The 21,432-nt window shown below is 46.5% G+C and carries 19 protein-coding genes; 9 read left to right on the top strand and 10 right to left on the bottom strand.

Going from position 1 to position 21,432, the window contains the following annotated elements:
- Nucleotides 1-13: 13 nt before the first annotated feature.
- The 8 genes from IE070_RS14740 to ccoN all read right to left on the bottom strand — a co-directional run bounded on the left by IE070_RS14740 (nt 14) and on the right by ccoN (nt 7,030).
- Nucleotides 14-688, bottom strand: a complete 675-nt coding sequence (locus IE070_RS14740; RefSeq protein WP_189483961.1) for a sulfite exporter TauE/SafE family protein — start codon at nt 686-688, stop codon at nt 14-16.
- Nucleotides 678-872 (bottom strand): cbb3-type cytochrome oxidase assembly protein CcoS, encoded by a 195-nt coding sequence (gene ccoS / locus IE070_RS14745; RefSeq protein ID WP_189483962.1) that lies wholly within the window; start codon nt 870-872, stop codon nt 678-680. Before ccoS ends, IE070_RS14740 begins: the two co-directional genes overlap by 11 nt.
- Nucleotides 869-3,250, bottom strand: a complete 2,382-nt coding sequence (locus IE070_RS14750; RefSeq protein ID WP_189483963.1) for a heavy metal translocating P-type ATPase — start codon at nt 3,248-3,250, stop codon at nt 869-871. The genes ccoS and IE070_RS14750 overlap by 4 nt, the downstream gene beginning before the upstream one ends.
- Nucleotides 3,251-3,260: 10 nt before the next feature.
- Nucleotides 3,261-3,746 carry a FixH family protein gene (locus IE070_RS14755; protein ID WP_189483964.1) on the bottom strand — a complete coding sequence of 162 codons (486 nt, stop codon included), beginning with the start codon at nt 3,744-3,746 and terminating at the stop codon, nt 3,261-3,263.
- 81 nt (nt 3,747-3,827) lie between these two features.
- Nucleotides 3,828-4,802: a cytochrome-c oxidase, cbb3-type subunit III gene (gene ccoP, locus IE070_RS14760; RefSeq protein ID WP_189483965.1), complete on the bottom strand. Its 975-nt coding sequence runs from the start codon at nt 4,800-4,802 to the stop codon at nt 3,828-3,830.
- A complete protein-coding gene (locus IE070_RS14765; RefSeq protein WP_189483966.1) occupies nt 4,795-4,977 on the bottom strand; it encodes a cbb3-type cytochrome oxidase subunit 3 in 183 nt (60 codons plus the stop codon). Before IE070_RS14765 ends, ccoP begins: the two co-directional genes overlap by 8 nt.
- 5 nt (nt 4,978-4,982) lie before the next feature.
- Complete coding sequence (ccoO, locus tag IE070_RS14770) at nt 4,983-5,591, bottom strand: cytochrome-c oxidase, cbb3-type subunit II (protein ID WP_189483967.1); 609 nt, start codon at nt 5,589-5,591, stop codon at nt 4,983-4,985.
- An 11-nt stretch (nt 5,592-5,602) separates the two neighbouring features.
- On the bottom strand, nt 5,603-7,030 hold the full coding sequence (gene ccoN, locus IE070_RS14775) for a cytochrome-c oxidase, cbb3-type subunit I (RefSeq protein ID WP_189483968.1): 1,428 nt from the start codon (nt 7,028-7,030) through the stop codon (nt 5,603-5,605).
- 297 nt (nt 7,031-7,327) lie between these two features.
- On the opposite strand from ccoN, the gene IE070_RS14780 reads away from it, so the two are divergent.
- Nucleotides 7,328-7,759: a hypothetical protein gene (locus IE070_RS14780; RefSeq protein WP_189483969.1), complete on the top strand. Its 432-nt coding sequence runs from the start codon at nt 7,328-7,330 to the stop codon at nt 7,757-7,759.
- Here the strand turns inward: IE070_RS14780 and IE070_RS14785 are convergent.
- Nucleotides 7,756-8,646: a D-hexose-6-phosphate mutarotase gene (locus tag IE070_RS14785; protein ID WP_189483970.1), complete on the bottom strand. Its 891-nt coding sequence runs from the start codon at nt 8,644-8,646 to the stop codon at nt 7,756-7,758. The two genes, IE070_RS14780 and IE070_RS14785, sit on opposite strands and share 4 nt — an antisense overlap.
- Nucleotides 8,647-8,714: 68 nt before the next feature.
- Nucleotides 8,715-9,722 (bottom strand): type I glyceraldehyde-3-phosphate dehydrogenase, encoded by a 1,008-nt coding sequence (gene gap / locus IE070_RS14790; protein WP_189483971.1) that lies wholly within the window; start codon nt 9,720-9,722, stop codon nt 8,715-8,717.
- A 246-nt stretch (nt 9,723-9,968) separates the two neighbouring features.
- On the opposite strand from gap, the gene malQ reads away from it, so the two are divergent.
- From malQ to IE070_RS14830, 8 genes are all read left to right on the top strand, one after another.
- Nucleotides 9,969-12,155 (top strand): 4-alpha-glucanotransferase, encoded by a 2,187-nt coding sequence (gene malQ / locus IE070_RS14795; protein ID WP_189483972.1) that lies wholly within the window; start codon nt 9,969-9,971, stop codon nt 12,153-12,155.
- A gap of 86 nt (nt 12,156-12,241) precedes the next feature.
- A complete protein-coding gene (gene glgB, locus IE070_RS14800) occupies nt 12,242-14,431 on the top strand; it encodes a 1,4-alpha-glucan branching protein GlgB (protein WP_189483973.1) in 2,190 nt (729 codons plus the stop codon).
- 9 nt (nt 14,432-14,440) lie between these two features.
- Entirely contained in the window at nt 14,441-16,489 is a 2,049-nt protein-coding gene (gene glgX / locus IE070_RS14805) for a glycogen debranching protein GlgX (protein WP_189483974.1), read from the top strand.
- A 185-nt stretch (nt 16,490-16,674) separates the two neighbouring features.
- The gene (gnd, locus tag IE070_RS14810; RefSeq protein WP_189483975.1) at nt 16,675-18,204 is read left to right on the top strand and encodes an NADP-dependent phosphogluconate dehydrogenase; all 1,530 of its coding nucleotides are present in this window, start codon (nt 16,675-16,677) and stop codon (nt 18,202-18,204) included.
- Nucleotides 18,201-19,388 carry a formate-dependent phosphoribosylglycinamide formyltransferase gene (gene purT, locus IE070_RS14815; protein WP_189483976.1) on the top strand — a complete coding sequence of 396 codons (1,188 nt, stop codon included), beginning with the start codon at nt 18,201-18,203 and terminating at the stop codon, nt 19,386-19,388. Before gnd ends, purT begins: the two co-directional genes overlap by 4 nt.
- 355 nt (nt 19,389-19,743) lie before the next feature.
- A complete protein-coding gene (locus IE070_RS14820; RefSeq protein ID WP_189483977.1) occupies nt 19,744-20,028 on the top strand; it encodes a hypothetical protein in 285 nt (94 codons plus the stop codon).
- 104 nt (nt 20,029-20,132) lie between these two features.
- Complete coding sequence (locus tag IE070_RS14825; RefSeq protein ID WP_189483978.1) at nt 20,133-20,489, top strand: hypothetical protein; 357 nt, start codon at nt 20,133-20,135, stop codon at nt 20,487-20,489.
- A 105-nt stretch (nt 20,490-20,594) separates the two neighbouring features.
- Nucleotides 20,595-20,945, top strand: a complete 351-nt coding sequence (locus IE070_RS14830) for a hypothetical protein (RefSeq protein WP_229797086.1) — start codon at nt 20,595-20,597, stop codon at nt 20,943-20,945.
- The last annotated feature ends 487 nt before the right edge of the window (nt 20,946-21,432 follow it).

Genomic DNA, 21,432 nt, shown 5'->3' on the forward strand with positions numbered 1-21,432 from the left:
AGAAGTTGTTAGCTTAGAAAACTAACCTTGGCAAAGCAAGCCATATTGTGTAACCACCATAAAGTGCTAACAATAACGCGGCGATATAACGAAAACTAGGTTGGTTTTTTAAGGTGGTTAACGCATTCGCGGCGGCGCCAAAGCTCAGTAACGCCGGTAAGGTTCCAAGGCCAAACATAAACATTAGTAAGGCTCCGGCTGCCGCACTGCCACTGGCTAAACTCCAGCTTAAGGTTGAATACACCAAGCCGCAAGGCAAAAACCCCCATAACACACCATAGCGATAGGCTTTACTGGGGCTATTGAGCGGAAGCAGCGCTTTGGTATAAGGCTGTACATGGCGCCATAAGCGCTGACCAAGCCGCTCTAATTGCGTTAAACCAAACCAGAGGCGGGCAATGTACAATGCCATAGCGATAAGGAGTAAACCGGCCACAAGTCGCAACCACAACAACGAAATACCCGCTAGGCTCATGGCGCTGGCGCCAAAGTAGCCTACCAAGCCACCAAATACAGCATAGGTTGTTAGCCTGCCTAAACTTAGAAACAGCTGTAAGCGGAATTTTTCGGCACGATCTGTTGCAGGCATGGCCATTTGCAATGCTGCCACAATGCCGCCACACATCACAAGGCAGTGGCTGCTGCCCAGAAAACCAATGAGCAGGGCAGCAGAATAATCAATGATCATTAGGCTTAGTGGATTCTTTGACGGGGTGTTTTGCAGCAGGCTTATTATCTTCATCAAATAAGATGCTAAAACCTTCTTTCTCTAGATCGTCAAATTGCTTGGTGCGTACCGCCCAAAAAAAGATACAAAGTCCTATTGCTACAAACAAAATGGCAATCGGGATCAAGACGTAGATGATGCTCATTTTTTTAATAACCTAAGTGAATTTGATACAACTAGCAAAGAGCTAAAAGACATACCTATCACTGCGATATAGGGTGAAACAAAACCGGCAACAGCCAGGGGTATGATGATAAGATTATACCCTACTGACCAGCCTAAATTCTGTTTAATTACTCGCGCAGTGGTGTTTCCACCCTGTAAAAGTTGCGCCACTAAGCCGATATCGGGTTGCAGCAACACCACATCAGCTTGGTTTTTAGACAGATCGGTTCCAGAGTGAACCGCTACTGATACATGTGAGGCGTTAAAGCCTGGGCTGTCATTAATACCATCTCCCAGCATTAATACCTTAGCACCTTTAGCGATAAAACTTTGAATTTCTGCCACTTTTTGTTCTGGGCTGCAGCCTTTTACCATAAAGTTAAGGTGCAGTTGATTACTCACATATTCAGCTTGCGAGGAATGATCGCCAGTAAGCATACCTAATTGATAGCCTTGTTGTTGCAAGGTTTTAATGAGTAAAGGGACTTCAGGCCGCAGCTTATCTTCTAATTGAATAGCGGCCATAGGCTGCTCTCCAATTCGTAAATAGACCATGGCTTCGCTAACCGGTGTTATTTCACAAAACGCTGCACTGCCAACGCGAATATGTTGTCCTTGCCAATACGCACTGATCCCCGCACCAATCTTCACTTGAATGCTGTCAAGTGCTAACGCTTGCGTAAAGTAAGGCAAAAACGCTCGAGCAATAGGATGCTCTGAGTAGCGCTCGAGGTTAGCAATAAGATTAAGCATTGCGGCGTCATCTTGTGTTTCATGCAAAGGGATCACGCGGCTTACACTGAATTTTCCCTCAGTAAGCGTCCCTGTTTTATCAAAAATAATATGGCTAATGTCTGGCAGCGTTTCAAGCGCTTGGGCGTTTTTGATTAAAATACCACGGCGATTAAGGCGCGCGAGAGCACAGGTAATGGCAGTGGGTGTCGCTAAACTCAGGGCACAAGGGCAGGTTGCCACTAACACAGATAAGGTTACCCAAAAAGCACGATCGGGGTTCCACCAGAAATACCATAATAAAAAGGTTAATACGGCAATAACCAGTAAGCGTTCAACAAAGTATTTGGCTAATTTATCCGTTTTCTCAACCAGCTTGGGTTTTTGACTAAGGGTTTGTTGTTGTAACTGAATGATCTGGCCTAAGCGTGAGTGTGCCAGCGGAGCCGTTACGTTAATCGTCAACAAACCATCATGGTTCACACTGCCTGCTAGCACCGTATCACCCAGCGTTTTCGTGATAGGACGATACTCGCCAGTTAACATCGATTCGTCCACCGAGCTGGTTCCTTCGTGCACAACGCCATCTGCCGCGAGGGTTTCACCGGCTTTTACCAAAATCAAATCACCCGCTTGTAAGCGGCGCGCTGAGGTGGATTGCGGTCCTTGTTCAGTCACTAATGTGGCAGTTACCGGCATGATTTTTAACAGATTGCTCGTGGCTTCGCGTGCTTGGGCGCGGGCCCGGAACTCAAAAAACTTACCTAATTGCAGTAAAAAGGTAAACATACATACCGATTCAAAATACACTTCACCGGTTTGAAATACGGTGGCGTAGCTTGAGGCAAAGAAGGTGTAATATAAGGCCAGAGTTACTGGCACATCCATATTCATTTGGCGGGCTTTGGTGCTGCGCCACGCACTGATCACAAAAGGTTTAGCGGCATAGACCACAACCGGTATGGTTAACAGCATACTGATCCAACGCAAGTAACCTTCGTGTGATGTGTCGATACCCGTGTACTCGCCAAAGTATAAAGCAAAGGCTAGCATCATCACTTGCATGGTAAGAATACCCGAAACGGCCAAGCGTTTCAGGTAACGGTTTAACTCTTGTTTAAAAACATGCTCTTCGTTGTCAGCCACAAAGGGGCTGGCTTGATAGCCTAAGGTATTTATCAGTTTGAGTATGTGGCTTAAGGGCAGCGTTTGGCTGTCAAAGCGTATCAAGGCTCGTTGGGTCGAAGCATTAATATTGGCGCTGCTGATGTGTGGTTGTTGTTTTAGTTTTTTTTCAATTAACCATGCGCACGCCGCACAACTCATGCCGCTAATAGAAAGCTCAATCTCGGTAAGCTGCTCATGTTGTCGACTGATATCGGCCAATACGTCGGGATGATCATAACTGGCTAGCTCGGCCAGCAGATGTTCGGGCATGGCGCTAACTTTTACCGCCGACTCTGTCCTAAATTGATAATAGTCGCTGAGCCCATTTTCAAAAATGGTTTCAGCGACGGCTTGGCAACCAGCACAACAAAAATGCTGTGTCTGTTCGGCTAACACTGCGGTAAAACGCGAACCTGTTAATACGGGCTCATGGCAATGAAAACAGGGTACTGCAGTCAAGATGATGTCCTTAGTAGCCCAGTTTTATTTCTTGCTCTGCAGGCAGCGTTAAATTTGCCCGTAATCGCCATTCTTGTGAATCATCAGAAACGGTTAAGCGCCAGCGTCCATTCGGCGTTGAGGGTAGGGTAGCGACATAGAGTAATTCACCACTGCGCTCTGCATCGACGGCAAAGTCATGTTCACCGAGGGTAGGGTGATAAAAATCTAAATGAATACGCTCACCCAGTACGGCGTTTTCGGCAAAACGGATAACCGCACGATTACCAGCAACCAAGATGTTTGCATCTAAGTTACGTAAGGCCGCTTCGCGGTATTTCGCCAATTGCAAGTTGATGGTTCTACCGGCTTGATAGTAATCATCAATCACGAGCTCTGGCTTATGCTGCTGCATCACCACTACGGTATGAACGGCTTTAAGTGCGGTAACCACCGGGATAGCAATAAGTACCCACGGCCAGACATATTTGTACCAGGGTTTTGTATCTAGCTGCATGTATTACCTCGTCTATATAACTAAGCCCCATTACGGGGCTTATTCGCGAACAGTTTGCTAATCAGGATGTAAGCCTAGGTATTAGCGTAAATCTTCTGGGTTAGCTAACCGGTAAACATACGCTGTTAACAAATGCACTTTGTCTTCTCCCAGCGTTTGTTTAAAGGCCGGCATTACACCATAACGGCCATTACGTAAGGTTTCTTCAATTGCAGCAGAAGAGCCACCATATAACCAAATGTTATCAGTTAGGTTAGGCGCACCAAACGGCAGATTGTGCGCAATACTGCCACGACCATCGGCGCCGTGACACGCCGCACACATACCAAATTTTGCTTTACCGGCTTCAGCATCTTTTTCGTTTACGGCACGGCCAGAAAGCTGTAGTACGTATGCGGTCATTTCTTTAATGCCTTGATCTCCCAATGCAGCTTCCCAACCTGGCATCGCAGCTTTACGGCCGTATAACAAGGTTTCTTTAATCTTGTCAGGTGTACCGCCATACAGCCAGTCATTATCCGTTAAATTGGGGAAACCACGCTGACCACGGGCATCTGAGCCATGACACAGCGCACAGTTTTGCAAATACAAACGTTGGCCAATTTTTAACGCTTCAGTGTCGTAAGCCAAATCGAGCACTTCGCGCTGTGCAAATTGTTGAAACACCGGCCCATACACTTCATCTGCTTTGATGTTTTCCAAATCTAATTGCACACGACGGCCTTCAGCTAACGCTAATTGCGTTGCTTGACGCGATTCCTCTAGCGATTTTATGCCTTGATTTGAACTGGACCAGCCTAAAAAGCCTTTATAATTACCCAGGCCTGGATAGGCAGCCAGATAAAAAATCGACCAAATTAACGTGGCAAAGAACATATAGGTCCACCATTTTGGTAGCGGATTATTTAATTCTTTTAAGCCATCAACTTCATGATCTGTCGTTTCATCTTCAGGAACCCCAACATAATTTTTCAGGTTCCACAGAATTAACACTAAGCATAGTACCAATACCGGTAGGGTAAAAACCCAAATCCAAAGACTCCAGAAGCTACTCATGCTCCGACTCCCGTTTAGAATGTTGTTTTTTTGGATCCGGCTCGTCGTCAAAAACTAAGTTTGCTGCTTCGTCAAAATCGGGCTTACGTTTTTTACTGTAAGCCCAAATCACGAATGCGACAAACGACACGAACAGGATCAATGTCAAAATGCTGTGAAGTGTTGCAAATTCCATGGTCATTACTTCAAGGCTGTACCCAATGATTGCAGGTACGCAATCAGGGCTTCCATTTCAGTTTTACCTTGCACAGCGGCCGCAGCACCCGCGATATCTTCATCGGTATACGGCACACCAAAGCGACGGAATACCTCTAGTTTTCTCGCAGTATATTTGCCATCCAGCACATTCGTATCAAGCCAAGGATACGCCGGCATATTCGATTGTGGCACCACCGAACGCGGATCCATTAAGTGGGCATAATGCCAATCGTCACTATAGCGCTCACCTACACGAGCCAAGTCTGGACCTGTGCGCTTCGAGCCCCATAAAAACGGGTGTTCCCACACGCTTTCACCGGCAACGGAGTAATGGCCATAACGCTCTACTTCAGCCCGAAACGGCCGAATCATTTGGCTATGGCAATTGGTACAGCCTTCACGGATAAAAATATCACGGCCTTCCATTTGCAACGCGGTATAGGGTTTTAAGCCATCTATCGGTTGCGTGGTTTCTTCCATAAACATTAATGGCGTAATTTGCACTAAGGTACCAAAACTGATGGCTACGATGGTCAAAATACCGAGCAAACCAACGCTTTTTTCGACTTTTTCATGATGGTTCTTTTGCATCTTAAGTCTCCTTACGCTGCCGCTGCGACAGGCTGTGCCGCAGTGTGTTTGCTGCTAACTGTTTTGTAAACGTTGTAGGCCATAATCAGCATACCCGCTACAACGAACACGCCACCAATAAAGCGCATTAAATAGAATGGCATAGAGGCTTCTAAACTTTGTACAAAGCTGTAAGTTAAGGTGCCGTCAGTATTCACTGCACGCCACATCATGCCTTGGGTAATACCACTAATCCACATCGCTACAATGTAAAGCACTACGCCAATGGTATGTAACCAGAAGTGGGTATTAATCAGCTTAAGGCTGTACATGCCATCTTTGTTGTACACGGCCGGGATCAAGTGATACATGGCACCAATAGAGATCATCGCCACCCAACCTAAGGCACCAGAATGCACGTGACCAATGGTCCAGTCGGTGTAGTGAGATAGGGCATTAACTGACTTGATTGCCATCATAGGGCCTTCGAACGTCGACATACCATAGAATGACAGCGAAACAATTAAGAACCGTAAGATAGGATCGGTTTTTAACTTGTGCCAAGCGCCTGATAAGGTCATAACACCGTTAATCATACCGCCCCAGCTAGGGACAAACAGAATGACTGACATAACCATACCTAACGACTGCGTCCAATCAGGTAATGCAGTGTAGTGCAAGTGGTGTGGGCCGGCCCAAATATACAGCGCAATCAGTGCCCAAAAGTGCACGATAGACAAACGATAAGAATAAACCGGACGGCCAGACTGTTTCGGTACAAAGTAATACATCATACCTAAGAAGCCCGCAGTTAATAAAAAGCCCACTGCGTTGTGACCATACCACCACTGCACCATTGCATCTACCGCACCCGCATAAATCGAATACGATTTGCCTAAATGCACTGGGATAACCATGCTATTAACGATGTGCAAAGCGGCTACGGTGATAATAAAGCCGCCGTAGAACCAGTTAGCAACATAAATATGGCTGGTTTTACGTTTGGCCAAGGTGCCAAAAAACACGATAGCAAAGCTGATCCAAACTACTGCAATTAAAATGTCGATAGGCCATTCCAGTTCAGCATATTCTTTGCTCTGGCTCAGGCCCATTGGCAAGGTGATGACTGCAGCGATAATCACTGTTTGCCAACCCCAAAATGTAAACATTGCCAGCTTTTCTGCAAACAGTCTAACCTGACAGGTACGCTGCACCACGTAATAACATGTAGCAAACAAGGCGCTGGTACCAAAAGCGAAGATCACCGCATTGGTGTGTAAAGGACGAAGACGGCTGTAGGTTAGCCATGGAGTATCAAAGTTAAGCGCTGGCCAGTATAACTGGGCTGCAAGTAACACACCCACCACCATACCAACAATACCCCATAATACGGTAGTGATGGCAAAGAGGCGGACAACGCTATAGTTGTATTCAACATTTAACGGTTTGGTCTGGCTCATGTTGAGTTCCGCTGCAGTTTTTGCTGGTTACTAAAAATCCACCGTATGGTGGCCCTTCTTGTTATAAGTAGGTGCTGTAATCCGCGAGCAAATCAGTCGATTTGTCACGTCAGAGCACATACTATATTTGGCTCAAATGATACGAGTTTTACCCCACAAAAGATAGGTAAAGCCGCCTATTTTATGATGTAGAACAAAGTCGATGGTTAATTTGTAACCAATTAGGCCAAGACCTAGTCTTTTTTGCCTAATTCAGGATAAACTCCCGTATCAATTTAAATAAATGAACACGCACAGATGAATTTACGAATAAAACCGTTAAGACGATTAGTCTTGTTGTTGGGCTTACTCGTTGCTGTATCAGGCTGTCAACCTAGGCAAAAGGACATTACCCAAGCCATTTTGCTGCAAACCGCAGAGTTCATTTTGCAGATCAGTCCAGGGACGATCCCGGTAGAGACCGCGTTAACATTGAGCTTAGCAACGCAAGAGCCGTTAGTGCAGGTGAGTGCAGAGATACAAGGGGTATCAATGTATATGGGTCGTATTCCTTTACAGTGGCGTCAGGCCGACACTACAGCAGAGGCAAAAAACACGGCGTGGACGGCTGAATTTTTTTTAGGGGCCTGTAGCGATCCACAGATGCAATGGCAGTTGCAACTGTGGTTAGAATACCCAGATGGTCGAAAAGTGCCGTACCTCGTGCCCTTTCAATCCCGTTGGCGTTAGCTTTTTTGCTGACTGACCTGTTGGCCGATTTTCTGGCTTAGCGCAAGCGGTGCCGCATGATCAAGCTGTAAGCGCGCTGTTTCAACACACACAAACGCGTTGTAGTTGTCATCGGCTAAATCGGCAATAGCTGCACAGCGTGATACGAAGGGATTCCATACCACAGTACTATCAAAACCCGTTTGCGCGATAGCAAGACGGTGTTGCCCCGTATCTAGGTGCAGCACTGGCGCCGGCGCGGTATAAACGCGATCGATTTCTTGCGAAAACGTTACTGGCGTAGACTCACGTATTAATTGATTGGCTAACACTTTGTCCAAGTATGATTGACCAATACCCGCTACGTGTACTTGCTCTAATGCCGTTACCGCAAAATAACTGTGCAGTGCCGCTTGTTGCAATAGTGGTGACGAACAACTGAGTGCCATCGTCAGATCGGTTGCGGTTAACGTAACGGTAAGAGAAAGTTCAGCGGCAGCAGAGTGCACATTGGCGATGCCAGAGGGTAAATCGGCTACCGAAATACTCAGCGTGAGTTGGGTAAACTCTGCCGTGACGGTTTGCTGTTGCACCGACCACATCCGTGTTCTAACCAGTCCATGATTCGGTAAGCTTTGTTGTTCTGGATTTAGCACGGTGGACACCGGGCCAAACCAGGGCCAACAAACAGGCACGCCGCCACGGATCGGATAACCATCATGCCATCTTGCTAACGGCGACACCCAAAGCACGTCTTGCCCAGGGCGGGGCTGATAAGATAAAACATGACCGCCGTACAACGACACTATTACCCGCGCCTGTGCGCATTGTAGCTCATAACAGGGTAAGTCAGTTAAATGGGCAAAACCGGTAACGGCGTTAATAGCAGACTGGGGAGACGGCTTCATAAATGTCCTCTTATGAAAACAGCCAGCAAAGGCTGGCTGTTTTTAGCGATAATGTAGCAATAATGCCCTTAGAACTTCATCAGTTCAACGGTATTATCTAACATGCGGTTACTAAAGCCCCATTCGTTATCGTACCAGCTCATCACTTTAACTAAACGGCCCAAGACGCGGGTTTCTGTGGCATCAAAAATGGATGACATGGGATTATGGTTAAAATCAATTGATACCAGCGGTAAATCATTTACGGCCAACACTTGATTCATCGGGCTGGTGGCTGCGGCTTGACGAATAATATTGTTGACTTCATCGGCTGACGTTTCGCGACCGGCAATAAAGGTTAAATCGACTAACGATACATTGATGGTCGGTACGCGTACCGCTAAACCATCAAACTTACCTTTAAGTTCTGGCACCACCAAGCCAACAGCGGCGGCGGCACCGGTCTTGGTTGGGATCATTGACATAGCTGCTGCACGCGCACGACGTAGATCGGTGTGATACACATCGCTTAACCGTTGATCGTTGGTATAAGCATGAATTGTGGTCATTAAACCTGATTCAATCCCTAACGCTTCGTACAGCGGCTTAGCAATAGGCGCTAAGCAGTTGGTGGTACAAGAAGCATTAGAAATAATATTCATTTCTGGCGTTAAAATCTGATGATTTACACCATATACAACGGTCGCATCAACATCTTTACCCGGCGCAGAGATAATCACTTTTTTAGCGCCCGCAGTTAAGTGTGCGCCAGCCGTTTTACGATCAGTAAATAAGCCAGTACATTCTAACACCACATCGATGTTCATCTCGCCCCAAGGTAATTCGGCGGGATTGCGTACGCTTAGTGTACGAATTTCATCGTTATTAACATAGATGGCTTTGTCATCGTGATTCACGTTGGCCGAAAAAATACCATGCGCGGTATCGTACTTTAATAAGTGCGCATTAATGGCCGCGTCGCCTAAGTCATTAATGGCAACCACTTTGATATCGTAATTTTTGCTGCTTTCATAAAGTGCACGCAGAACATTACGACCGATACGGCCGAAACCGTTAATAGCAACACGAATTGACATAAGAACCCCGTTGTTAAGTGCTAGACTGATTAAAGTGTATAGTAAATACGGCGCGCGATGAGCAGCTTATCACGCCTATTGCCTTACAAGTGTGTAGTAAAATTACATTATTTATCGAAATATTCAAGTCTCAAAGCGATTTTGTTGGTTTTTTTGTAATTTTATGACATAAATTACTCATGACATCTAACCCTTAGCCGCATAGAATGCATAGTGAATAAAGCTTATTTTAGTAAAGGAACCCAAATGGACGCAGCGCTACGCTCAGAACTGATTGCTTTTAATGGTATCGAAACGGATTACAACGATGCCTGGGGTAAGCCAACCACGGTAGCTGAAGCAGATCAAATGGCCTTACTAGCCGCTATGGGATACCCCGTAGCAGACGACACAGCGACGCGGCAAGAATTACTAGAACGGCAACTGGATTTTTGGCAACAGGTCATTGCCCCTGTTTCTGTGCAAAATGTGGCAGAACAATGGCAGTTAGACATTCAGGTGCCATTGGCACTGGCTAATCTGACCTTTGAGCTCTCGTTACAGACTGAACAAGGTGAACAACATCATTGGCAGGTGATCCCAGTTGAAGGCGAGCTGACGCAAGTGGCAGTGTTAGATGGCGAAGAATATCATCAATATCAGCATCAGTTTACGACAGCCTTAGCCGCAGGTTACCACCACGTTACAGTGAATTTGCAAGATACCGAGCTCAGTGTGCAACAGCAACTAATCATCAGCCCTGGCAAATGCTTCCAACCTGCCGCCTTCGCGCAGCATAAACAGTGGGGCAGTGCGATTCAATTATACGCACTGCGTTCGCAGCGCAGTTGGGGCATTGGTGATTTTACCGATTTAGCGACTTTAGTGCGTTATCTGGCGAAACAGGGGGCAGATTTTGTAGGGCTTAATCCAATACATGCGCTTTATCCTGCACTACCTGACAATGCCAGCCCCTATAGTCCCTCCTCGCGTCGTTGGTTAAACATTATTTATATTGATGTGACTGCCGTGCCCGGTTACCGCGAGTGTGCTGAAGTACAGCAACAGATAGCCGCGCCAGATTTTGTGCAAACGTTAGCGGCACAACGCGCAGCAGATTGGGTGGATTATCCGGCGGTTATGGCGTTAAAACTGCCCATACTTAACACACTGTATAAGTGGTTTTTGCGCCATGCCGACACGGCACAACAGGAAGCCTTTGATAATTTTAAACAGCTAGGCGGCGCCAGTTTACACCAATTGGCATTATACGATGCGCTACACAGCTGGTTATATCAGCAAGATCAGCAGTATTGGGGCTGGCCAAATTGGCCAGAGCAGTATCGCGATATTGAGCATGAGGCGGTGCAGCAATTTGCAGCAGCGCAAAAAGAAGCGTTGGATTTTTATTGTTATCTGCAGTTTTTAGCACAGCAACAACTTGCCCAAGTACAACAACTTGCTAAAGCAGAAGGCATGTTGCTGGGATTGTATCGCGATTTAGCCGTGGGGGTGAGTGACGCCTCTACCGAGATATGGGCGAATCCTGAGTTATATTGTCGTGATGCCAGTGTAGGCGCTCCGCCTGATCCGCTGGGGCCAGCTGGGCAAAATTGGGGCTTACCGCCCATGAAACCTTATCAGTTATATCAGCAGGCTTATGCGCCGATGATTGAGTTGTTTCGCAGTAATATGCAACATGCAGGCGCCCTGCGTATTGATCATGTTATGGCTCTCTTGCGCCTTTGGTGGGTGCCTAAATCGGCTAAAAATGCCGGTGGTGGCGCCTATGTGTATTATCCCATCATGGATTTACTCGGCATTCTGGCCTTGGAGAGTCAGCGGCAACAAGCGGTGATCATTGGTGAAGATTTGGGCACGGTGCCCGACGGGATCCGTGATTTGCTGCAACAGTTTGGCATTTATTCCTATCGCGTGTTCTTCTTTGAAACGGCGGCTGATGGCGGTTATATTTCGCCGGCGCATTATCCCGAGCAAGCGATGGCAACATTAAGTACCCACGATTTACCCACCTTGATAGGCTTTTGGCACTGTGAAGATTTAAAGCTAGGGCAACAACTGGGGTTATATCAAGACGAGGCCATGTTGCAACAGTTATATCAGCAACGGCATACCAACAAACAACGCATACTTGATTCATTGCATGGCCACAATCGTTTGCCCTTGGACTATCCGCGCAGTGTTGATCATCTGGGCATGGATCAGCAGCTTAATTTTGCGCTACAGCAGCATTTAGCCGCAGGTTCACAGCAATTGCTTTGTTTACAAATTGAGGATTGGCTAGAAATGACGCAACCTGTCAATGTGCCAGGCACCAGTAACGAGTATCCAAATTGGCGGCGTAAATTGAGTCAAAATTTAGAAGATTGGACGCAAAATCCGACGATTACGCAGTTATTACAGCGTTTAAGCCAATTGAGAAAGCCGCAGTAAAGCGCGATATCAAAGTAAAGTGCGATTTTTCGCAACGTGCAACGCATCACTGAGTGAACAGACAAAAATAAAAGAAGGACAAGGTAATGAATGTGAGTTTTTTAGCTGAAGCGCGCTGCGCGAATCCCTTTCAGGTGTTGGGCTGGCAAGAACATCGCCTAGACAAAAAAAAAGCGGGGCTGGTACTCAGAGCCTATTTACCGCATGCATCTGCCGTCGCGGCGTTTGATGCTAAAACCGATACCTGTTTAGGACAGATGATCGAAGATGCCACCACGCCCGGTGTGTTTGAATTGGTGCAGCTAAAAAAACGTAAACCGGTCCCTTATTATTTTGTCGTTACGCAGGATCAGCAACAAAGCAAACGTATTGATCCCTATCAGTTTACGGCTGACGCCTTTTATGCGGTGCATTTTGTGCACACCCATCCAGAAAACCTGTATCGGCAGTTGGGTGCACAATTAATTGAGGTTGAATGGGCCAATAAGCGGGTGCCTGCTACCCGCTTTGCGGTGTATGCACCCAATGCCAGCAGTGTCAGTTTAGTGGGTGATATGAATAGATGGGATGGTCGTTGTCATCCTATGGAGCGCACGGCATGTGGCCATTGGGTACTGGTTGTGCCAGAGATTGTTGCCGGTGAGCGCTATAAATTTGAAATTAAAGATCAGCATGGGCACTTATTGCCGCATAAGGCCGATCCATTGGCGTTTTATGCCGAGCAATACCCGTCACATGCTTCGCTGGTGTACGATCACGGTAACTATCAATGGCAAGATAGTGCCTGGCAACAGCGCGTAAGCCCTGCGGCGTACTCACAGCCGATGAGTATTTACGAAGTGCATCCTGGCTCGTGGCGGCGCACGGCGGATAACCAGCCACTGAGCTACACCGAGCTGGCAGCGCAATTAATCCCCTATGTATTGGATATGGGCTATACCCACATTGAATTAATGCCGATTATGGAGCATCCGTTCGATGGTTCTTGGGGCTACCAACCGCTAGGATTATTTGCACCAACCTCACGTTTTGGTCATCCCGATGATTTTAAAGCTTTTGTTGATGCCTGCCATCAGGCGGGTATTGGCGTTATTCTCGATTGGGTTCCAGCGCATTTCCCTGAAGATGGCCATGGTTTAGCGCGATTTGATGGCAGTCATTTATATGAATATGCCGATCCACGCCGCGGCTGGCACCCAGATTGGAATTCCTGCATTTACGATTTTGGTAAAGATTACGTTAGGCAATTTTTGGTCGCCAGTGCCTTGTACTGGTTAGAGCATTTCCACGTTGATGGCATTCGAGTTGATGCCGTAGCGTCGATGTTGTATTGGGATTACTCACGCAAGGCCGGTGAATGGATCCCGAATATCGATGGCGGTAATCATAATTATGAGGCCATCAGTTTATTTCAGTGGTTAAACCGCGAAGTGTACAGTAAGTTCCCGCATGCGATGACCATTGCTGAAGAATCCACGTCGTTCCCGCAAGTCTCTAGACCCACCGACAGTGGCGGTCTGGGCTTTGGCTTTAAATGGAACATGGGCTGGATGAACGATAGCCTGAGGTATATCAGTAAAGATCCTGCTTACCGGCAATATCACCATGGTGATTTAACCTTCTCAATGGTGTATGCCTACAATGAAAATTTTGTATTGCCGTTGTCACATGATGAAGTTGTGCATGGCAAAGGCAGTTTATTGCAAAAAATGCCAGGCGATGAATGGCAACAAGCCGCCAATATGCGGGCGTTTTTAGCCTTTATGTTTGCCCATCCGGGTAAAAAAATGAATTTTATGGGCATTGAGTTTGCGCAAAGCGCCGAGTGGAATCATACCAAAAGCTTAGATTGGCACTTATTAGCTTTCGAAAAGCACCATGGTATGCAGCAGCTATTCCGTGATTTGAATCATTGCTACAAGCAGCAAGCCCCCTTGTATCAACTTGATTACGATACCAAAGGCTTTGGCTGGCTTGATCATCAAGATGCGACACACAGTACGTTGAGCTTCTATCGTGAAGATGCCCAAGGCGAGCGCGTGTATATTTTAAGTAACTTTACCCCCGTACCACGCACCCGTTTCCACTTTGGCGTGGCGGAGCTGGCTGAATATGAAGTTATTTTAAATACCGACAGCGTACATTATTGGGGCAGTAATTTCCCTGTGCAGCAAGGTGCATTACATAGCACCGAGCATGCTTACCAAGGACAACCCTACAGTGCGGTGATCGACTTACCGCCTTTAGCGACGCTTTATTTACGCAAAAAAGTATAAGGATTAATCATGACACCGGGCATGGGATTATTAAAGATGTCAGTCGGTCAGCCTGCACCTTTAGGGGCAACAAAGCTGGCAATGCATGATTGGAATTTTGCCGTATATGCACCGGATGCCACCGCATTAATCCTGTGTTTATATCGTCCAGACACGGAAGAATTATTGGGTGAAATGCCTTTTACCGGTCGAACCGGCGATATTTGGCATCTGGCCGTAAGTGGGATTGCCGAAGGCTCCTTGTATGCGTTAAAAGCACAAGGGCCCAACGTGCCCGATGCCGGGTTACGTTTTGATCACGAGCGGGTATTACTGGATCCCTATTGTCGACGTTTAAACCGGCCACAAATTTGGCAAGAGCGGCAATACCTGAATCGAAGCCATTATGCATTGGCCAAAGGGGTATTAGAGGATACGCCATTTGATTGGCAAGCAACGGCTAAACCGGCGATTCCCCGAGAGAAAACCGTCATTTATGAAGCCCATGTGAAAGGCTTAACCATGCAGCACCCTGAAGTGCCTACGCATTTACGTGGTACTTACTTGGGCTTATGTCATCCGGCGATTATTGCGCATTTAAAAGCGTTAGGCATTACCACTGTGCAATTATTACCAGTAACCGCATTTATGGCTGAGCCTCGGTTAAGTGCACTGCGCCTAACTAATTATTGGGGTTACAATCCTATCGGTTTTTTTGCCCCCGAGCCGCGTTATCAGTATGAAGATGCGGTGTCGGAATTTAAAACGATGGTAAGAACGCTGCATCAACATGGCTTAGAAGTGATCCTGGATGTCGTGTTCAACCATACCGCCGAAGCGGGGGAGGATGGCCCCGTGTTAAGTTTTCGAGGCTTAGCGAATCGGCAGTATTATTTGTTCCATAGTCATGGCGAAATGACGGATTATCAAAATTACTGCAATTTTACCGGCTGCGGTAACACCCTGAATGTATCACACCCGATGATGCAAAAAATGGTGTTAGATGCGCTGCGGTATTGGTTAACTGAGATGCAAGTGGATGGGTTTCGGTTTGATCTCGCGGTCACCCTTGGCCGTGAATTTAAGCGTTTTAACCCCTATGCGGCTTTTTTTCAAATCATTGCTCAAGATCCGGTGATTTCAAAAGCCAAACTGATTGCCGAGCCTTGGGATGTTGGCCCTTTTGGCTATCATTTGGGGCAGTTCCCAGCGCATTGGTCTGAATTAAACGACAAAAGCCGTGATACGTTTCGGGGCTTTTGGCGCGGCGATCGCGGCATGTTGCCGGAATTTGCCACCCGATTACTGGGGTCGCGCGATATTTTTCAAAAGCACCATAAACCAGCCAGTTGCAGCGTAAATTACCTTAGTTACCATGACGGTTTTACCTTACATGATATGGTGAGTTATAACCAAAAACATAATTGGCTTAATGGTGAAGAAAACCGAGATGGCCATGGCCATAATTTAAGCTCAAATCATGGCATTGAAGGCCCCAGTTCAGAGCCTGCCATTTTAGCGGCGCGTTATCAGCACAAACGTAATTTGGTTGCGACGCTATTGCTTAGCCAAGGCATGATCCATTGGCTGGGGGGCGATGAATTAAGCCACACGCAGCACGGTAACAATAATGCGTATTGTCAGGATAATCCGATTTCATGGTTAAATTGGCAGTTAGACGGCCATGCCAATAAATTTTTGCAATTTGTGAAGCAATTAATGGCACTGCGCCAACAATTTGCCTGTTTGCAGCAACTCAGCTTACTTGATGACAATTACCAACTGCATGGTGATAAGCATCAGGTGCATTGGTTTTTAACTGATGGCACCCCGATGACCGAGCAGCACTGGCATCAAAGTGAATTAGCCAGTTGCATGGTAGAAATTGAAAATCGTAATAACGGCAAAACACTGCTATGCGTGTTAAATGCATCCAGCAAAAATCAACCGGTGGTATTACCGCAAGCCGTCACGCAGTTGGTGTTTGATACGGCCTTAAACGAGGGACTGATGCCAGCCACCACTGTACCCCGGCAAGATTGGCTGCAGTCGGCGCAGAGTTTATCTGTTTGGCATTAAGACTAGGATAATGAAGCCCAGAGCAAACTCGCATCTTTGGGCTATTTGAGTATATAATGCTGGCCATTTTACGAGCCGTGCTGTGTCGCTGAATGTTAAGGGTTTTTACGGAACAAGTTTGCTTATTTCGTAATGCCTAGAGATCAAGGGGCGCAGCGCTTATTAAACGCTGAAAGGATCGTCAGATGACAGATAACACACCCTTGTGTGATATAGGCTTTGTTGGGGCCGGAGTAATGGGTAAAAACCTTATTCTTAACCTAGCTGATAATGGTTACCGCGTAGCGGCTTTTGATCTCGACCACCAGAAACTGCAAGCTGTAATAGCGCAAGATGATGCCGAACGCGGCGAACAAGCACCACGTGTTATAGGGTGTAGTTCTTATACTGAATTGTTGTCACGTTTGTCTGCTCCCCACCTTATTGTGTTGTCTGTACCTGCTGGTAAACCCGTTGATGATGTCTGTCATAAATTGATTGATGCCGGTATTCAGGCCGATGATATTATTGTCGATACGGGTAACAGCCTGTGGACAGATACTGTTGCGCGCGAAAAATCCTATGAAGGCAAGTTTATTTTCTTCTCAACGGCGGTATCCGGTGGTGAAGTGGGTGCGCGCTTTGGTCCTTCCTTAATGCCAAGTGGCGATCCTTACGCGTGGACACGCATTAAACCCATGTGGCAAGCCATTGCGGCAAAAGTCGATCCAGCAACTGGTAAACCCATTGAGCGCTTTGAACCAGGTAATCCGGTGACAGAAGGCGAGCCATGTGCCGCGTATATTGGCCCCAGTGGTTCAGGCCATTATGTCAAAATGGTACACAACGGCATTGAATATGCCGATATGCAGCTAATTTGTGAAGCCTATCAGGTTATGCGCGATGTATTAGGGATGACCGCCACCGCCATCGCTGACATTTTTAAAACTTGGAATGATGGGCCTTTGCACAGCTATTTAATTGGCATCAGTGCCGAAGTCCTCGCGACCAAAGACAGTGAAACCGGTTTACCGCTGGTCGATGTTATTATGGACAAAGCCGGTCAAAAAGGCACGGGCTTGTGGACAGCCGTAAGTAGCTTGCAGTTGGGCAGCCCTGCGCCCACCATCGCAGAAGCCGTTTATGCGCGTTCAATTTCAGCTCTAAAAGCCGAGCGCGTAAAAGCCGCCACCGTGCTCGCGGGCCCAGCTCAAAACTTATACAGTGAAACCCAGCAAGCTGAGATCATTCAAGCGCTGCATGATGCGCTGTACTGCGCCAAAATTTGTGTGTACGCCCAAGGTTTCCATTTAATGAAAACGGCGGCCGATGAGCATGGTTGGCAATTAAACTTTGCCGAAATCGCCAAAATTTGGCGGGCCGGCTGTATTATCCGTGCGGTGTTTTTACAATCTATTACCGAAGCTTACGAGCGTAACGACGAACTGGAAAACCTGCTGCTCGATCCGTTCTTTTCTAAACAAATTTCGGTGTATCAACAAAACTGGCGTAAAGCCGTGGCCAATGCGTCTTTAGCTGGTATTCCGGTAGCGGCCTTAAGCTCAGCGCTCAGTTATTACGATGCGTATCGTACGGCAGTATTACCCGCTAATTTACTGCAAGGTCAGCGCGATTATTTTGGTGCACATACCTTTGAACGTACCGACAAAGCCAAAGGCAAAACCTATCATGTTGACTGGAGTCGCAGTGAGCGGCCAATGGTGAAAGTAAAATGAGTACGATCATTGGAACACCGGGCACCCCAAGCAGCACCAAGGTCTTACTGCTTGGGGCTGGCGAGTTGGGAAAAGAGCTCTGTATCGAGTTGAAACGCTATGGTTGCGAGGTCATTGCGGTAGATCGTTATCCTAACGCGCCGGCGATGCAAGTGGCTGACAAAGCTGTGGTAATGTCGATGTTGGATAACGCCGCGCTGCGCCAGCTCGTGATAAGTGAAAAACCCGCGTTAATCGTGCCAGAATTAGAAGCCATTGCCACCTCGGTATTAATTGAGTTGGAAGAGGCGGGTTTTACGGTTGTGCCCAGTGCCAAAGCCGTTAATTTAACCATGAACCGCGAAGGCATTCGCCGTTTAGCGGCGGAGACGCTGCAGCTAAAAACCTCACCCTATCAATTTGCTGAAGATAAAGCCGGCTTTTTAGCTGCCGTTACCGCCATTGGTTATCCTTGTGTGGTAAAACCCATTATGTCGTCATCGGGTAAAGGGCAAAGCGTTTTGCGCTCAGATGCCGATTTAGAAGCGGCCTGGGCGTATGCTCAAGAGGGTGGTCGCGCAGGTAAAGGCCGGGTGATCGTAGAAGGCTTTATCGACTTTGACTATGAAATTACCTTGCTTACCGTTAATTCGGTGTCCGGTATTCAATATTGTGCACCTATCGGTCATCGCCAAGAAAAAGGTGATTACCGCGAAAGCTGGCAGCCACAAGCTATGTCAGTCCAAGCGCAGCAGCAAGCCGAAGCCTATGCCAAGGCTGTGGTAACCGCGCTAGGCGGCAAAGGCTTGTTTGGCGTAGAGTTGTTTATTAAAGGCGATGAGGTGTGGTTTAGCGAAGTCTCTCCCAGACCTCACGACACCGGCATGGTCACCTTAATATCGCAACAATTAAGTGAGTTTGCCTTGCATGCTCGCGCTATTTTAGGCCTGCCTATTCCACATATTAAACAATACGGCGCTGCTGCTTCCGCAGTATTGCTGGTACCAGGCCATAGCCAAAATATTCAATACGCTGGGTTAGCCGAAGCCTTAGCCAACCCCGATACCGAGTTTCGTATTTTTGGCAAACCCGAAGTACAAGGCGAACGCCGCATGGGCGTTGCTTTAGCGCTTGCCGACACGGTAGACGCCGCCACCGAAAAAGCCTTAGCGGTAGTGAGCAAAATACAGGTGAGCTTACGCTAAAACATCACGCCTTATGTAATATGCAATTTGTAACTACACCCTCTATTTAAGAACGGGGCGAAGCCCCGTTTTTCTTACCTGATGTTTACTGCAACCGCCCATTACACCGCCTTCATCGAAAATAAATTTATATGTATTTATATACAGCCATTAGTAACATTTTTGTTAGCATGCAAATCGCAAGATTTAACCACGCTATCTTCATTGTATTTTAATTGCACAATTAAAAATCTGTTGATTTACGGTATGTTATTAGATAGGGTGATTTCATTTACAAAAGATAGAAGGGCGTTTACATGGCTGGAAAGCGTGGGCGTTCCAAACTATTAAGCTGTTATGTACTTAGAGGTTCGCAATGAAATATCAGGTTTTACTTCGCGGTGAAAACTTTGAATTAAACTGGGAAGGTAAAATCAAAAATCTTGGCTTTTTCACCACAAGATGGGTGAAAGCTGACTCAGTAGAAGAGGCTGAAAATAAAGCCGTTCAGCTTATTCAAAATGACAAATGGCTGCAAAGTGCTTTAATCGAAAAATCTGAATATTCTCCAATGGTTTATATGGAAGAAATATCCCAAGCCAAATGGTGGAAGCGTGTAGGTGGTAAAGGATTCACATTCTGGGAAATGGGCAATGAATGAGCACGTACATAACAAACAAATATTATCGCCAGCAAAAAGCGCTGGCTGCGACGTCAACCCGCTGCGCGGCTTTCCGCGCTAAATTTGGGCGTTAGGTAAGTATAGTGCAGACATCTAGTAAAAAAGAATTCATCCAAACGATTGATTATTCACCGTGGTTTTTGGCGATATTTACATTCATGTTTTTGGTTTTGAGCTTTTTTGAGAGGCCAATTTACTTCTTACTATTTTTAAGTATTCCTTATGGTCTTTATACCGCTCTTGTATTACCGTTTTTTTGGCGCAGGAATATTGATTGGTTAGGTGGTTTTTTGACGGTGATGCCTATTGTGTTTTTCATAAGCTCGTATGGCAACCACTTTATGGCAGTTCAGGCCGTCTGTGCCGCTGCGGCGTTCACTTGCCTTATATGGCTATTGTTCAAAAATAAGTTTATTGGCTATGTTTCAAACAATACCTAACAAGTTACTAAATTTCGTACCGGCCACAAAAAGCGTGGCCTCCACGGGACTGCCTACACTGCGCTGCGGCAGCCCATTAGTAATGCGTTATGTGGGCACATCATCATGACTAAGTCCGAAGCAATAAATAAAATTAAATCTTCCATTGCTGAGGGTGCGCAACTAATTACTCCAGAGGGAAAAAATTACGAGGAGCATCTTGCTGAAGTTTCTCAAGTTCTTTTAGCGCATGTTATAGAGCCGATACCTGTGATTGTTACATCTGCATGCTTTCCTGAGCACGATTATGAAAAGTATAGAAAATCAAATGTGCTGGCAATCGCAAAAAAAGGTAACAGCTGGTTGCTTACACTAGCGTCGGAAAATGAATTTGCATTAGGGTTCGGAGAAAATCCTGACAACATTATGATGCATGGTTTTTCTTCGCCAGATGCAATAGGTGAGTGGTGTGCGTAGTCACCACATAACAAACAAATATTATCGCCAGCAAAAAGCGCTGGCTGCGACGTCAACCCGCTGCGCGGCTTTCCGCGCTAAATTTGGGCGTTATGTGGCAAATATGATATGAGCCCAGCTGAAATATTTTTAATATTAATACCTGCATCTTTACTTTTTGTTCTGTGGTTATGGTTTCGCACTAAAGAAAAGCCCCCAATTACTTTTCTTTATTTGTGGGGAGTCTTAATTTTCTTCCTTATTATTATCGGGGCGTTTATCTGGGAGCCTAAAAATGAGTGTACCCAATTTGTATGTGCTTTGGCCCCATCATCCTATATTTGGTTTGTTGGCCCTGTATTAGCCTTAGCGCTAAAACTGAAATGGAATCCATTAATTATGGCTATTTTAGTTATGCTATTGCCTTGGGTTGGTATCTATTTGCATATTTTCACGCATGGCGATCACTCTATAACATTCAAGCCGATCAGTTAATAACATCCATGCC

It is taken from the genome of Alishewanella tabrizica, assembly GCF_014652375.1.
Classification (GTDB): Bacteria; Pseudomonadota; Gammaproteobacteria; order Enterobacterales; family Alteromonadaceae; genus Alishewanella; species Alishewanella tabrizica.